Annotated in this window: 9 protein-coding genes; 5 read left to right on the forward strand and 4 right to left on the reverse strand. The window is 63.4% G+C overall.

Annotated features, from left to right (window positions below; translation table 11 throughout):
* Positions 1–204: 204 nt before the first annotated feature.
* Positions 205–1542: a hypothetical protein gene (locus GL4_RS16895; protein WP_052464526.1), complete on the reverse strand. Its 1338-nt coding sequence runs from the start codon at positions 1540–1542 to the stop codon at positions 205–207.
* A gap of 315 nt (positions 1543–1857) precedes the next feature.
* On the opposite strand from GL4_RS16895, the gene GL4_RS13310 reads away from it, so the two are divergent.
* Complete coding sequence (locus GL4_RS13310) at positions 1858–2799, forward strand: metallophosphoesterase family protein (protein WP_244462622.1); 942 nt, start codon at positions 1858–1860, stop codon at positions 2797–2799.
* Here the strand turns inward: GL4_RS13310 and GL4_RS16900 are convergent.
* The 3 genes from GL4_RS16900 to otsB all read right to left on the reverse strand — a co-directional run bounded on the left by GL4_RS16900 (position 2786) and on the right by otsB (position 6004).
* A complete protein-coding gene (locus tag GL4_RS16900) occupies positions 2786–3790 on the reverse strand; it encodes a hypothetical protein (protein ID WP_156137603.1) in 1005 nt (334 codons plus the stop codon). The two genes, GL4_RS13310 and GL4_RS16900, sit on opposite strands and share 14 nt — an antisense overlap.
* Positions 3732–5144 (reverse strand): hypothetical protein, encoded by a 1413-nt coding sequence (locus GL4_RS13320; protein WP_045368226.1) that lies wholly within the window; start codon positions 5142–5144, stop codon positions 3732–3734. Before GL4_RS13320 ends, GL4_RS16900 begins: the two co-directional genes overlap by 59 nt.
* A gap of 128 nt (positions 5145–5272) precedes the next feature.
* Complete coding sequence (otsB, locus tag GL4_RS13325; RefSeq protein ID WP_045368227.1) at positions 5273–6004, reverse strand: trehalose-phosphatase; 732 nt, start codon at positions 6002–6004, stop codon at positions 5273–5275.
* A 328-nt stretch (positions 6005–6332) separates the two neighbouring features.
* On the opposite strand from otsB, the gene GL4_RS13330 reads away from it, so the two are divergent.
* From GL4_RS13330 to treZ, 4 genes are all read left to right on the forward strand, one after another.
* Positions 6333–7763 carry an alpha,alpha-trehalose-phosphate synthase (UDP-forming) gene (locus tag GL4_RS13330; RefSeq protein ID WP_045368229.1) on the forward strand — a complete coding sequence of 477 codons (1431 nt, stop codon included), beginning with the start codon at positions 6333–6335 and terminating at the stop codon, positions 7761–7763.
* A 185-nt stretch (positions 7764–7948) separates the two neighbouring features.
* A complete protein-coding gene (treS, locus tag GL4_RS13335; RefSeq protein ID WP_045368230.1) occupies positions 7949–11242 on the forward strand; it encodes a maltose alpha-D-glucosyltransferase in 3294 nt (1097 codons plus the stop codon).
* A 40-nt stretch (positions 11243–11282) separates the two neighbouring features.
* On the forward strand, positions 11283–13358 hold the full coding sequence (gene glgX, locus GL4_RS13340) for a glycogen debranching protein GlgX (protein WP_045368232.1): 2076 nt from the start codon (positions 11283–11285) through the stop codon (positions 13356–13358).
* The gene (treZ, locus tag GL4_RS13345; protein ID WP_045368234.1) at positions 13355–15145 is read left to right on the forward strand and encodes a malto-oligosyltrehalose trehalohydrolase; all 1791 of its coding nucleotides are present in this window, start codon (positions 13355–13357) and stop codon (positions 15143–15145) included. The genes glgX and treZ overlap by 4 nt, the downstream gene beginning before the upstream one ends.
* Positions 15146–15151: the final 6 nt, after the last annotated feature.

Below are 15151 nucleotides of genomic sequence, written 5' to 3' on the forward strand. Positions count from 1 at the left end.
GCCAGTTCAGCTGAGAATAGAAGAAGGCAGATACCCACCACAAAAGACAGGCACTTCTCTATCTCCCAATTTTGCCATGGTCTTCCACGATCCGACGGGACAGCCCCCTCAAAGAAAAGGATCCGCCCCGCCTCAGCCTGCCTGCGGGGCCCGAAAGGTGATGGCCAGCACACGGAAGCTCCGGCAAGCGGTGAGAAGAGTTGACTACCAGCCGAACGTCACACCAGCGCGTCCGGCGACCTCGCCTTCGTTTGTGCCGACGCCGATGCCCGCATCCGCAATCAGTGTACCAGAGCCTGAATGCAGTAAATCCCTTGCTAGCAGTCCCGCGGCCGTAAGACTGACGGCGCTCGCGTCGTCGTAGCCACCCCAGCCCGCACGCATGGCAAAGGTCTGCCCCGGTAGAAGGATCGGCTGCGCGAGCGAGGCCACGGATGCGAGCCCCTCGGTAAGGGCCCTGTCACGCCGGCCCAGTTTGTCGATTTCCGACTGCAGTCCCACTATGTCGGAAGTCGAAGCAAGACCCAAAGCCGCAGGCGTGTACGCCGCAAGGTCCCCATTCGCATTCGATGTGACAATGTGAGTTGGGCTGCCCTGCGCCAACTTGCTGCGCCGAGACGTGAGGCCCGGCATCGTGTAGGTGTTGGATGATGTTCCAAATACCTGCTGGTTGGCACGTGTCGCCTTGGCTTTATTACCGAAGGCGGCCGAATTCTTGTAAGTCGCGCTGCTATTGGGCCCAATCGCTGTGCTGTTCGCGCCAGTGGCCACAGAATTCGTACCCATGGCGATAGCGTTGCTGCCGCTCGACTGAGGATTGATTCCGACAGAGATCGATCCGGTCGCGGCGTCCACCTTAAAATACTGGCTAGAGTCCGCGATGCTCGCGACCAGCTGATTCGTTTGATAGAGCTGGCTGCCATTCACCGCGTCGGTGCTCGTTGCCGATAGTGTCCCTTCATCGACATTGACGATGCGCCGCTGATTGGTGGACGACTCCACCGACACGGTGTTGGCGACGTCGGCCACGGAACTGGACCCGATCGCCACGGCATTCGTCGCCGTCGCTCGCGCGCCAGCGCCGAAAGCGGCAGCATTGGTCTGGCTGGCCCGGCTGTTCCTCCCAACCGCCACGCTGGCTTCGCCGCTTGCAAGGCTGCCGGTAGCGACGGCCGCGCTGAAGATGCCGGTCGCGGTGGCGCCGGGGCCTAAGGCTGCACTGTCCGTGGCGCTCGCGTTGGAACCGCTACCAAAGGCCGCGCCACTTTGGCCGGACGCCGAACTTCCCAGGCCAAAGGCGGAACTGTTGTTGCCGGTCGCCGCGCTGTTCACGCCAAAGGCCGCGCCGTAATTGCCCGCGGAACTGCCGCTACCATAGGCCGAGGCGGAGTTGCCGGCCGCGCTGGCGCCATTTCCGCACGCCGTGGCGGTTGCGTCGCCGGTGTCGTCGCCTGCCGGATTGGGCCCTGCACCGCCGTTCGAGCACTCGACCGCGTGGGCTCTGTCCGGCACGAACATGGCACCGGCTGCAATTGTCAGCATCGCCCAAGCGAAAATCTTTGAAATGTTAGTCACAAGCGTCCCCCCATGCCTCCGCTCAGCGCGGTAGGATTTTCGTCAGCGAAGTCGCCGCAGACTAAGGAACGCGATTGCGTGACATCGAGCCCGAGTGACTCGTAATTTCCATCATGCGATGACAAGTTGCAAGGCAACACTATTACCATTGTATGGCAGTCGGTTTGCCAAGGGCCAGGTGGCACGAAACTCGAGGGTTACAGCCTGGGTCGGCAACCGGCTCAAGGTCCCTGTAGGGCCGTTGTTCACGGAATGATTTCACCGGGCTAGGATCTCGGCCCCGTGGAAATCGAAAAGGTTCAGACTGCGCACGTGTTCACTCTCGCCCATATGTCCGACATTCATCTCGGCCCGTTGCCGAAGGTGAAGAGTCGCCAGCTCTTGTCCAAGCGCCTGCTTGGCTACGTGAACTGGCATCGCGGACGGAAGTTCGTGCACCGGCGCGATATCCTGGACCTGCTTACGAACGATCTGAAAGAGCGCGGCCCCGACCACATCGCCGTCACCGGCGACCTCACCAATCTCGGACTGCCTCAGGAATTCCCGCTCACGGCGGACTGGCTGCGCAATCTCGGCTCCCCCGACGACGTCACGGTCATTCCGGGCAATCACGATGCCTATGTGCGGATCAATCCCGACAAGGCCACGGCCCATTGGCGACCCTTCATGCAAGGGAACGAATCGGGCCAAACGCTCTACGAGCAGGTCCCTGGCGAGTTTCCCTTCGTGCGCCGCTTCGGCGATATCGCCCTCATCGGCCTATCGTCCGCCATATCGACCGCGCCATTCCTTGCCGCCGGACGGCTGGGCGGAGAGCAACGCCGCGCCTTGGCCGAGATACTCGACAGGCTGGGGCGCGACGGGCTGTTCCGAGTTGTACTGATCCACCACCCGCCTTTGCCGGGTCAGGCGGGCTGGCGGCGCGGCTTGCGCGACGCGGCCGAAGTCCGGGATGTTTTGCGGGATCATGGCGCAGAGCTCGTCCTGCACGGACACAACCACGAACAGAGCCTCATCGAATGCGAAACCGTCAGCGGCCCGGCGATCGTCGTGGGAGCGCCGTCCGCATCGGAAGCCGTCGATGGCCGGATCCCCGCCGCCCGCTATAACGAATACGCCATCGAGCGGGCCGGAAACGGCTGGCGGGTGGAGATGACAGGCCGCGCCGCCACGCGTAACGGTGATGTGCGGGAATCCGAAAAGCGGGTGATCAGGTCGCGCTGAGCCAAACCGCGGCGAACAGACCCACTGCGCCAGTCAGCAGGCCGACGATGAAGCTCATGATCACCATGCGCGTGTTGACGCGGGGCCGATCTTCCTCCGGCACGAACCGCGACGGGCCGCCGGGATGGGTCAAGCCCGCCTCCAGGCGTTCCCGCTGCACGATCTGAGCCGCAACGTAGTCGGTGATGCGGTCCGCCGTCTCGGCGACATTGGTCGAGCGGAACAGCGTGCGCCGCCCGTTCTCGCTATTGCGCATGAAGAGATAGGCGTTCGCGCCCTCTTCGACCGTGACGTAGGTGAACAGATCGATCCAGAGCCGCGCCGGACGGCTCGGCACCAGCGCCAGGTTGAATCGGTCGTCATGATTGGGAATCTCGGCGAAGACCGCTTCCAGCTCCGCGTTCAGCAGATCAAGACGCGCAAGCTCGCCGTCGCGCTGGTCGGCTGCCTCGTCGAGCCGTTCGGCTTCCTCCAGCCGTGCCTTGCGGATGGCGTCACGCAAAGACCGGCTCGCAGCCGGATGATCGATCGCTTTGGCGCTATGGTCCATCGCCGTGTGATCCTTCTCTGTCTTGGTGTCTTTGGCCCCGCACTTGGACTCGGGCACGTCTTCAAACCTATGTGTGAGTCCGGGAGCAGCTCCAGCCTCGGGGGCATTTTCGGAGACGGTCGCATTTTCGGCCTCGGACAAATGTTCGGGCTCGGCATGCACCTCCACTTGCTCGACCGCCCGCCGCAACTGCGCCGTTAGCGACCAGGGCTCTTGCCGCGCAAGACCGTCCGCTTCGTCGGCCGGTGACGGCCCCCGCACAACGTCCGGAATGTCGAGCGGGTCATTGTCCGCCTGAGACCGCTGCACCGTGAGCCAGCTGGACGGCGCGCGCGTGCGGCGCGCCGAACCCGACTCGAGCGCATACGCTTCTGGGCTACGCCTACTTGTTTGCGAGGACAACGGACGCTCTCGCATCATCGAACCACCGATCGATGGCATCGTCGACGCTCTTGTCGAGGCCCAACTGCCATGCAGCGATCGTTGCGTCGAGCGCCTCTTCGTTGGCGGCGACGAAGCTCTCCCGGTTGATTGCCTCGCTCGCCTCGTTGACGAAGTAGTCGATGGCGATGCCGATCGCGACGCCGAGCGCCGCGCCGATCACCTGGCCGCCCACGGGCTCGACAACCGTTCCGACAGCCGCGCCCTGGAGCGCGGGGCCCGCACGCGTGGCAAGCGACGTCGCCATCCGCGTCGACATTTGTCCGAAACTGCGCGCCGCGATTGCGTTGATCGCACGGCCGAGCGTCAGCGCGCCGACCGTGCCGCCCGCCGCCGCCGCACCGACGCCCACGACGCCGTCATAGGCGCGGTCTTCCATGAGATAGGTCGGCGCTTTCCATTTCTGCGCATCCCAGTCGAGCTTGACGTTCGTCATGGAGGTCGTCTTCGGGATATCCTCCATGTTGCTCGTGTTCTTCGCCAGGAACAGCTGCAGCCGCATGTCCGTGTTGGCGATCACGCGACGGTAGCTGTCGTGCGCATGCCGCACGGCCTGCTCCACGCCCTTCGTGATGACTTGATCGCGCATCTCGGGCTTCAGCACCTGGTCCGTGTAATTCTCTAGGAAATACTCCTCGACATCGGCTTCGATCGCCTCGCTCAACGACTCGTACTTGCCGGTCTCGAAAAACCGGCTGGCCGCCGACGCCACCGTCTCCTTCAAGACGATGTAGGAACGCTTCCACGCGAAGAACCAGTCTGCGTAAGCCGCGATGGCCTCGTCGCGGTCCTGAAAGGCGAGGTCGAAGCTGCGCGACAGATCCTCGTGCGCTGCCCGCTTGATCCGCGCGCGCTCCTCGTCGAGCATCAGGATCGTGTCGTTGACGAATTTGTCGGCTTCGGACTGGCCCACGACCAGCTTGTGCAAATTGCCGTCGACGTCCTTGACCACGAGATCGACCGCGTCGGGCGGCAGGGTCTTGGCCGGCTTGAAGATATCGAACAGGCTCCCGTCCGGATGAACGGCCGCCGTGTGATCCAGATGACGGTAGTAGCTGCGATAGAACGTGGTCCCTAAGGACAGCACGGCATAGGCGATCAGGATCAGGCCGATCGCAATGCCGATGGGCTTCAGGAACATGCCGAGAGGACCCGGCTTTACCACCTTCTGCTTGATGGGGCGCAGCTTCGTCGAGTCCTTACGCTCTGCGGCGGGATTAGCCCGGCGGCGCGTGACGCGCGACAGCCAGGACTCCTCCTTTGCAGGGGAATCGAGAGACACATCACCACTGTCGTGCGCGGCGCCGTCGTAGGTCTCCACGAGGGCGGTACCGCGCTGTCCGTCGTCAAGCATGTCCTATGACACCTCTCCTGTGACAACCCGGAGCTGACTGAAGGCAGAGCCCCCCGGCCCTTCACACACCGACCTTATATATAGGAATAGCGGCTGCGGGATGTAAGTCAGCCGGCACGGCAGAGATCTTAACGGGCGCCGACGAGCTGAAAAAGCCAGGCGAACAGACCCTTACGGTCCGTCCGGTAATTGGCGATCGTATGCCCGTCGTCGACTTTGATGGAGAGCCCGCCCAGCGCGTTCACAACCTCGAATGCGTGCTCGTCGGTGACGTCGTCGCCCATGAAGACAGGCGTCCGGCCCTGGAACGGCGCCTCTTCGAGAAAGGCCCGCACGGCCTCGCCCTTATCGACCCCTTTCGGCTTCAGCTCGAACACCATCTTGCCCGGCAGGATGACGAGAGTGGGATTCTGCGCCACCGCTTGGTGGACCAGATCTTCGCACGGACCGGCAAGGTCTGGCCGCTGCCGGTAGTGGATGGCGATGGACGACCGCTTCCGCTCGAGAATCATGCCGTCATTGGCCGCCACGAAAGGCTGCAGGATGGCATAGGCCGCCTCGACCGCCTCCGCGTTCCCCTCGTCGACATGCAGGGCGCCGGTCGCATCGCGCCGGATCGACCCGTGTTCCGCCGCCGTTGCAAGCTGGATCGGGGCCAGGAAGCCATCCACGGCCTCGAGGGGGCGGCCGGTGACAATGGCGACCGCGCCGTCATACTTCACGGCAAGCCCCTCCAGCACCTCGCGAACCTTCGGCTCCACGGCGACCAACTCCGGGCGCGGAGCAATTTCGACCAGCGTTCCGTCAAAATCGAAGAAGAAGGCGCTCTCGCGCGGAACATCCGGCAAATTATCGGTCATTGATTTCCATCGGCTTAGTGTTGGACTGGAAGCCGACGGGAAAATCGGCAAAAACTTTGGTAGGCTCGCATTCGGCCCTCCGGACGGGCGAAAATTATTCTATATGTTCCGAACCCTTTGTGACGATTCCGGTTTAGGATCATATGCCCGGCTGCAAAGCGCAGCGCCGCTGACGCATTGTTTTTGAACGGACAAATGCCAATCTTCAGGGGGACATGGCCGCGTCATCCACAAGCGATATGACGCACGCAAGTCAACCGACGCTTGATTCGGCCACACAGCCATTCGCGATGGTGCACCGAGCCGATCAGGGTGAATTCGAGAACTGATGCCTGAGAAGACGGAAAATAATCGCCGCCTTGTCGTTGTCTCCAACCGGGTGGCCGATTTCAAAGCCAAGTTCCAAACCGGCGGCCTGGCTGTCGCCCTTGGGGATGCGCTCAAGGCCTCCAAGGGACTCTGGTTCGGCTGGAGCGGCGACACGCGCGACGACGCCCTCTCGGTGCCACCTCACGTCGAGCATGTTGCGGGACTGACTGTCGCAACCATCGACCTCACGGACAAAGAGGCCGAGGGCTATTATTTCGGCTATGCCAATCGCTGCCTGTGGCCCGCGCTGCACTACCGGCTCGATCTCGCCCAGTCCAATGAAGAGCAGAGCGAGATCTACTTCCAGGTGAACGCCCGCTTCGCGGACGCGCTGATGCCTCTGATCACGCCGGACGACATCATCTGGGTCAACGACTACCACCTGATCCCCCTGGCGGAGGAATTGCGCGGACGCGGCTGCGAAGCCCGCATCGGATTCTTTCTGCACACGCCGTTTCCCTCTCCGGAAATCTTCGCGGCGGTCCCCAGTCAGAAGCGCCTCGGCAATGCGCTGATGGTCTATGACGTGGTGGGATTCCAGACCACGTCGGACCGGGACAATTTCCGCCGCTACGTCACCGCGTCGCTGGACGGCGAGCAACTCCAGGGCGACCGGGTGACCGCGCAAGGCGAGACGACACTGGCGTCCGTCTTCCCCATCGGCATCGATGTCGAACACTTCAAGAAACTCGCCGACGAAGAAGACACCAAGGGTCCACTGCTCCCCGACGTCGGCAGTGACATGAAGACGATCATCGGCGTGGACCGCCTCGATTACACCAAGGGACTACCCGAACGATTGCGGGCCTTCGAAGTCCTGCTCGAGCAGTTTCCCGAGCATCACGGCAAGGTCCGGCTGGTGCAGATTGCCCCGCCGACGCGCGAAGGGCTGCCCGTCTACCAGGAAATCCGCGAGAACGTCGAACGGCTGGTGGGGCGCATCAACGGCCGCTTCGGCGATTTGAGCTGGCAGCCCGTGATCTATATGCATCGCGGCGTTGCGCAGCACATCCTGGTCCATCTGTTCCGGCGGAGCGACGTGGGATTCGTGACACCCCTCCACGACGGTATGAACCTGGTCGCCAAGGAATACATCGCCGCGCAGGCCGCTCAGGATCCGGGCGTGTTGGTGCTGTCACGTTTCGCGGGGGCGGCGGAGCAACTGCGCGAAGCGCTGCTCATCAACCCCCACGATATTCAGGAGACGGCGCGTGCCCTGGACCGGGCCCTGACAATGCCCCGCCAGGAGCGCTGGGCCCGCCACAACCGTCTCTGGCAGCGCATCGAGACGTATGACTTGTTCAACTGGCGCGACAGCTTCATCCAGTCCTTCGCCGAGTCCGACACAAACCCGGTGAACCTCTTCCCCAAAGAGGCCGGCGCTGCCTAAGAAGCACGCCCCGTTCGCGCCCGGCTCCGACAGGCTCGTCCAGGTGGGACGAAACGACCGATGGGCGCCGCGTAATTGGCTCTAGTCCCGGCTGTTGAACCCTCTTACTTTCACCGGCACGATGGCCCACCAGGTCGCGCTCTGGAATCCTATATCGCCAACCCTCACGACATCGCCCACGCCTCATGATCGACCGCAACGACCGGCACTGGTACAAAAACGCCGTCATCTACGAACTGCACATCAAGGCGTTCTTCGATGCGAACAATGACGGCGTTGGAGATTTCAGCGGTCTCGTCAAGAAACTCGATTATCTCCAAGACCTTGGCGTAACCGCCGTCTGGCTATTGCCGTTCTACCCTTCGCCGCTGCGCGACGATGGCTACGACATCGCCGACTACACCTCGATCAATCCGACCTACGGCACCATGCGCGACTTCCGCCAGTTCGTGGCGGCCGCGCACGATCGCGGCATTCGGGTCATCACCGAGCTGGTGGTCAACCATACCTCCGACCAGCACCCCTGGTTCCAGCGGGCGCGGAAAGCCAAGCCCGGCTCCGTCTGGCGCGACTATTACGTCTGGAGCGACACCGACCAGAAGTTTCCCGGCACGCGGATCATCTTCCTGGATACGGAAAAATCGAATTGGACTTGGGATCCGGTCGCCAAGGCCTATTTCTGGCACCGCTTCTACTCTCACCAGCCCGACCTCAACTACGACAACCCGCGCGTGCTGTCGGACATCCTGCGGGTCCTCCGCTTCTGGCTCGACATGGGCGTCGACGGCCTGCGGCTCGATGCGGTTCCCTATCTCATCGAGCGCGACGGGACCAACAACGAGAACCTTCCCGAGACGCACGAGATCCTGAAGCGTTTCCGCGCCGAGATCGACGAACGCTATCCGGACCGCATGCTGTTGGCGGAGGCCAACCAGTGGCCGGAGGACACGCGCCCCTATTTCGGCGAGGGCGACGAATGCCACATGGCGTTTCACTTCCCGCTCATGCCCCGCATCTTCATGGGGCTCGCGCGCGAGGACCGTTACCCGATCACCGACATCATCAGCCAGACCCCGCCGATCCCTGGCGATTGCCAATGGGCCATCTTCCTGCGCAATCACGACGAGCTCACGCTCGAAATGGTCACCGACTCCGAGCGCGACTATCTGTGGGAGACCTACGCGACCGATCAGCGGGCCCGGCTCAATCTCGGTATCCGCAGGCGGCTCGCCCCGCTGCTGGACAACGACCGGCGCAAGATAGAGCTCCTCACGGGTCTGCTTCTGTCCATGCCCGGCACGCCGGTTCTGTATTACGGCGACGAGCTGGGCATGGGAGACAATTTCTATCTCGGCGACCGCGACGGCGTGCGCACGCCGATGCAATGGTCGGCCGACCGCAATGGCGGTTTCTCGCGCGCCGATCCGCAACGCCTCTACCTGCCGCCAATCATGGACCCGATCTACGGCTACGAGACCGTGAACGTGGAGGCCCAGCAGACCCACGCGAGCTCCCTGTTCAACTGGACCAAGCGCATGATCGCGGTCCGGCAGACCCATAGGGCCTTCGGCAATGGCAGTATGACCTTCCTGCGGCCGGCGAACCGCAAGGTTCTCGCCTATCTGCGGGAGCACGACGGCGAGGTTATCCTGTGCGTCTTCAATCTCGCCCGGTCGGCGCAAGCGGTGGAACTGGACTTGGCAAGCCAACGCGGCAAGGTACCCGTGGAGTTGACCGGCGCGTCCGCGTTCCCGCCGATTGGCACCCTGCCCTATCTGCTGACCTTGCCGGCCTACGGCTTCTACTGGTTCATGCTCGCCGATCCGGCGCAGCTCGCCTCGCATCCGGAGCAAGAGCCGGAGTCTCTGCCGGAGCTTGAGACCTTCGTGCTCGGCAAAGGCTGGATGCTGGTCGAAAGCCAGCGGCGCGACGCCGCGCGGACCGATCGCATCGTTCAAGAGATACTGCCGACCTATATCGCGCGGCAGCGCTGGTTCGGTCCGGCAGACGCCCGCATCACCCATGTGACACCGGAGCGTCTCGGCGAGATCCCGCAAGAGGGGCACGAGAGCTTCCTCCTCCTGTTCGGACGCGTCGCCTTGCAGGGCGGGGACATGCAGCGGTACCTCATTCCTCTCGAGCTGGCATGGGGCGAAGATGTCCTGCGCCAGGACAGTCCGCTCCTGCCCTACGTGGTCGGGAAGATCCGCCGGGGCGCCAAATCGGGCATCGTCTTTGACGCCGCCCATGGCGACAGATTTCCCCGCGCGCTGCTCAACGCGATGCGGACCCATGCGACGTTGCCGGCGGTCGGCGGCACGTTCCGGTTTGGCGCGACCGAGAAGCTCCGTGAACTGGACATGTCGAAACCCCTCGACGTGCGCCGCGTGGCGACGGGCGAGCACGCGCATACGGTGCGCACGCTTGGCGACGAAGTCCTCCTGAAAATGGCGCGGCGCCTGCGTTCGGGCATCGATCCCGGCATCGAGATGGGCCACTTCCTGTCACGGGCCGGATTCACCAACAGTCCCGCCCTGCTGGGAACCCTGGAACACGTCGACGAGACAGGCACCCCCACCGCGCTCGCCATTGCCTTCGAGTATGTGGGCAACCAAGGCGACGGCTGGTCGGTCGTCGTCGATGCGCTCGACCGCGAATTGGAGGACGAGTCCCTCTCGGGCAACGGAGAGGATCGTGGCCTCCCCTATTCCCTGACCTTGATCGAGACAATAGGGCGGCGGACGGGCGAGCTGCACCGCGCGCTTGCCGCAGCCGACCCGGAAGACGCCGCTTTCGTGCCGGAGCCGGTCACGCAGGTGGATCTCGACAACTGGCTCCAGCGGGCGATCGCACGGGCAAACGAGGCTTTCGAGTCTCTGGAGGCTCTCCCGGACACGACGGATACTGAAACGCGCGAGCTCGCAGAGAAGTTGCTGACCTTGCGCGAAGCCATGCTCCGGCGCATCGAAACGCTGGTGCCGACGATCGCGCGCGGCAACAAACTCCGGCTGCACAACGACTACCACCTTGCCAAGATCCTCGTCGCGGCAAACGACGTTTACATCATCGACTTCGAGGGCGAGCCCGACAGGCCGGTCGAGGAGCGGCGGCAGAAAGCGCCGGCCTCGCGCGACATCGCGACCATGCTGCGGTCTTTCGACTACGCCGCGCGCACGGCCATGGACCGTCAGCGTCAGCGCGGTGCAACGCATCTGGAAGAGATCGAGACGCGCGGCCTCAACTGGCGCTCTCTCGCCGAACGGCGCTTCCTGCGCGCCTACGGCATGGCACGGGACGACACCTCGGGCGGGTCGCATCTCGCGGGCGGCGAACTTCTGCCGCTGTTCCTTGCGGACAAGTTGTTTGAAGAAATCATCTACGAAGGGGCGAACCGGCCGTATTACCTCGCAACACCGCTGCGCGCAGCGCTGGAACTCGTCGCACCGCTCGATACCGCGACGGACGGGGACGGCGCGTGATTGTCTCCTGCCCCCTGCTGCAATCCTGGGATAGCCGCCAATGCCGTTAAAGCTCGATCCCGGCTCGCCCCATCCGCTCGGCGCGACTTTCGACGGCCAGGGGGTCAACTTCGCGCTGTTCTCGGCCCACGCCACGCGCGTGGATCTGTGCCTGTTCGACGAGAGCGGCACGGAAACGGACCGCATCACTCTGCCCGAATACACCGACGAGATCTGGCACGGCTATGTCCGGGGCCTGGGACCGGGGCAGCGCTACGGATACCGCGTGCACGGTCCCTACGTTCCCCGTCACGGGCATCGCTTCAACCGGAACAAGCTGCTCCTCGATCCCTATGCAAAGGCCTATTCCGGGCAATTGCAGTGGGACGACAGCCTGTTCGGTTACCAGATCGGCGCCAAGCGCGGCGATCTCGTCAAAAGCCGGACGGACAGCGCGCCATTCATGCCCAAATGCGTCGTGACGGGCACCGAGGATCTGCCGCTGAACAACCGGCCCAATCGGCCGTGGCATGAGACCGTCATCTACGAAGCGCACGTGAAGGGCATGACCGCACTGCATCCGGATATCCCGGAAGCGCTCCGCGGCACGTTCGGCGGACTCTCGCACCCGGCCGTCATCGACCATCTCGTGAAGTTGGGGGTGACGGCCATCGAGGTTCTGCCCGTTCATGCGATCGTCAACGACCGCCATCTGGTGGAGCACGGGCTCAGCAACTATTGGGGCTACAACAGCGTCGGCTTCTTCGCACCGGCCGAGCGCTACGTATCGCCGGGGGCCGGGATCGCCGAATTCCGGACCACGGTCGACCGGCTGCACGAGGCCGGCATCGAGGTACTGCTCGACGTAGTCTACAACCACACGGCCGAGGGCAATGAGCTGGGACCGACACTCTCGTTCAAAGGAATCGACAACGCGTCCTACTACAAGCTCGACGAAAACAAGCGGCACTATTACGACACCACCGGCTGCGGCAACACGATGAACTTGGCGCACCCGCGGGTGCTCCAACTCGTCATGGATTCGCTGCGCTACTGGGTCGAGCAATGTGGCGTCGACGGGTTCCGGTTCGACCTCGCGCCCGCGCTCGCCCGTGATGGCAACGGCTTCGACCCAAGCGCGGCCTTTCTGGATGCGATCGGTCAGGACCCCGTTCTGTCGCGCGCCAAGCTCATCGCCGAACCCTGGGACATCGGCATGGATGGCTATCAGCTCGGTGCGTTTCCGCCCGGCTGGGCGGAATGGAACGACCAGTGGCGCGATGGGCTGCGCGCTTACTGGAAAGGCGACATGGGCCGGCTCCCGGAACTGGGGCGCCGCATTTCCGGATCGGCGGAGATCTTCGACCGCCGCGGACGCAAGCCGTGGGCCAGCGTCAATTTCATTGCCGCCCATGACGGCTTCACCCTGAACGACGTTGTCTCGTACAACGAGAAGCACAACGAGGCTAATCAGGAAGGCAACAAGGACGGCCACTCGCACAATTGCAGTTACAACTGGGGCGTCGAGGGGCCGACCGACGATCCGACCATCCTCGACCAGCGCGATCGCATTCGCCGTGCTCTGGCCGCCAGCCTTCTGTTGTGCCACGGCACGCCCATGTGGCAGATGGGCGACGAGATCGGCCGGACGCAACTCGGCAACAACAACGCGTTCTGCCAGGACAACGTCATCTCCTGGATGGATTGGCAGAACATCTCGGAGCGTGACCGGGACTTCCTGACATTCGTTCAGGGTCTCTCTGCGCTGCGGCAGCAACAGCCGCTCTTGCGCTCACCGAATTTTCTCCATGGCGAGCCGGTCGCGCCGCGCATCAAGAACGTGTCGTGGTTCAAGCCGGACGGTGAGGAGCAGCAGCCCGAACATTGGGAAGACCCGGTCGCGAAATGCATTGGCGCCTCGTTCGCTGGCGGCGGGAACATCCTGCTCATGCTCTTCAATGCCGACATCGATGAGATCGATTTCATCTTTCCGTATTTCGGGAAGCGCCATCTGCATTGGAAGCTTCTGTGCGATACCGCAAACGGGCTCATCCGCCCCGAGGACGCGCCGATCGCCACGGGCAAGACGACCCTTCCGGGCAGCGGGCTTCTCCTGTTCGAAAGGACGGAACGATGAGCGCGCATGTCGCCCATACGCTGCCCTGGGGCACGGAGATCACCGAGGACGGCGCCCGCTTCCGGCTTTGGGCGCCCGCGCAAGACTCCGTATCATTGGTCAGCGATAGAGGCGCGGCCATTTCGATGACGAAATCCGCCGAAGGCTGGTTCGAAACGCGCACCGATGCGGTACCCGTCGGCGGCGGCTATCAGTTTGCCCTCCAAGACGGGATGCGTGTCCCCGATCCCGCCGCCCGCGCGCAAGTGTCGGACGTCCATGGCTTCAGCCGCCTCGTGGACCCGGAGGCCTACGAATGGCAGACGCCGGATTGGAAAGGCCGCCCCTGGCAGGAAGCGATCATCTACGAACTCCACACGGGCACGTTCTCGCGCGACGGTACGTTCGACGGCGTCGCCCGTGATCTCGACAGGCTCGTCGACACGGGCGTGACGGCAATCGAGCTGCTGCCTGTCGCGCAGTTCGGCGGCAATCGCGGCTGGGGCTATGACGGCGTTCTGCTCTATGCGCCGCACACGGCCTATGGCGGACCGGAAGGCCTGAAACGGCTGGTCGATGCCTGCCACGAACGCGGCCTGATGGTGCTGATGGATGTGGTCTACAATCATTTCGGGCCGGACGGGAATTATCTCGGTCATTACGCACCCAACTTTTTCGACCCCAGACGGAACACGCCCTGGGGAGCGGCCATTGCCTTCGATCGGCTGCCGGTCAGGGAGTTCTTCGTGCACAACGCACTCTATTGGCTCGAGGAGTTCCGCTGCGACGGGCTGCGCTTCGATGCGGTGGATCACATCAAAGACCCCGCCGAGGAAGAAGTGCTCTCCGAGATCGCGCGGGAAGTCCGCACCCGGATTCCGGATCGGCATATTCACCTCACCATCGAAGACGACGAGAACTCGATACGGCTCTTCCAGTTCGACGATGCGGGTTCACCGCGTCTCTACGACGCCGAGTGGAACGACGACTGGCACCATGCGGTCCACGTGATCCTGACCGGCGAAAAGACCGGCTACTACGTGGACCACATGGAAGATCCCATCGAACGCCTCGCGCGGACAATGGCGGAAGGCTACGACTACCAGGGTGAGGACTCCGCCTTCCGTGGAAAGAAACGCGGCGAGCCATCGGCTCATTTGCCGCCGACCGTCTTCATCAACTACATCCAAAACCACGACCAGACGGGCAATCGCGCGCACGGTGATCGCCTCGAAACGCTCGCATCTTCCGAAGCCGTCGATGCCGCGCTGACGTTGCTGCTGCTGGCGCCCCACATCCCAATGCTGTTCATGGGCGACGAATACGGCGAGACGAGACCGTTCCTATTCTTCACCGATTTCCGCGGCGATCTCGCAAAGGCCGTCGCGAAGGGGCGGCGCGCCGATTTCGGCAGCCACGAATCCTATACCAATGCGGCGACCGGGAAGGATATCCCGAACCCGAATGCGCTGGAGACGTTCGAGCGCAGCATTCTTGCGCCGGCGGACACGCCGCGTTTGGACCTGGTCAAGCAGCTGCTGGCCGCGCGCAAGACACATGTCATGCCGCACATGACGTCCATTAGCGGGCATGCAGGCGCCGTCGCCGCGCGTGAGGGCTCCGCCTTCACCGTGAGTTGGGCCCTAAACGGCGGCGGCGCGCTGATCTTGACCGCCAATCTCTCGGATGCCCCCGTCACGCTCCCTTCGAATGCAGGTGGCAAACCGTTTTTCACGACCCCTCCTGGCATTGACCCGGGCGCGGACCCGCTGCCCCCGTGGTCTGTCATAGCCAGCTTGAGACTGTAGGAGTCC

Origin of the sequence: Methyloceanibacter caenitepidi, assembly GCF_000828475.1 — a bacterium.
GTDB classification, from domain to species: Bacteria; Pseudomonadota; Alphaproteobacteria; order Rhizobiales; family Methyloligellaceae; genus Methyloceanibacter; species Methyloceanibacter caenitepidi.

Excerpts from the sequence above, each read along its gene's own strand:
- GL4_RS16895 (WP_052464526.1), bottom strand. The coding sequence starts at position 1,542 with ATGCTGACAATTGCAGCCGGTGCCATGTTCGTGCCGGACAGAGCCCAC.
- GL4_RS16900 (WP_156137603.1), bottom strand. The coding sequence starts at position 3,790 with ATGCCATCGATCGGTGGTTCGATGATGCGAGAGCGTCCGTTGTCCTCG.
- GL4_RS13320 (WP_045368226.1), bottom strand. The coding sequence starts at position 5,144 with ATGCTTGACGACGGACAGCGCGGTACCGCCCTCGTGGAGACCTACGAC.
- otsB (WP_045368227.1), bottom strand. The coding sequence starts at position 6,004 with ATGACCGATAATTTGCCGGATGTTCCGCGCGAGAGCGCCTTCTTCTTC.
- GL4_RS13330 (WP_045368229.1), top strand. The coding sequence starts at position 6,333 with ATGCCTGAGAAGACGGAAAATAATCGCCGCCTTGTCGTTGTCTCCAAC.
- treS (WP_045368230.1), top strand. The coding sequence starts at position 7,949 with ATGATCGACCGCAACGACCGGCACTGGTACAAAAACGCCGTCATCTAC.
- glgX (WP_045368232.1), top strand. The coding sequence starts at position 11,283 with ATGCCGTTAAAGCTCGATCCCGGCTCGCCCCATCCGCTCGGCGCGACT.
- treZ (WP_045368234.1), top strand. The coding sequence starts at position 13,355 with ATGAGCGCGCATGTCGCCCATACGCTGCCCTGGGGCACGGAGATCACC.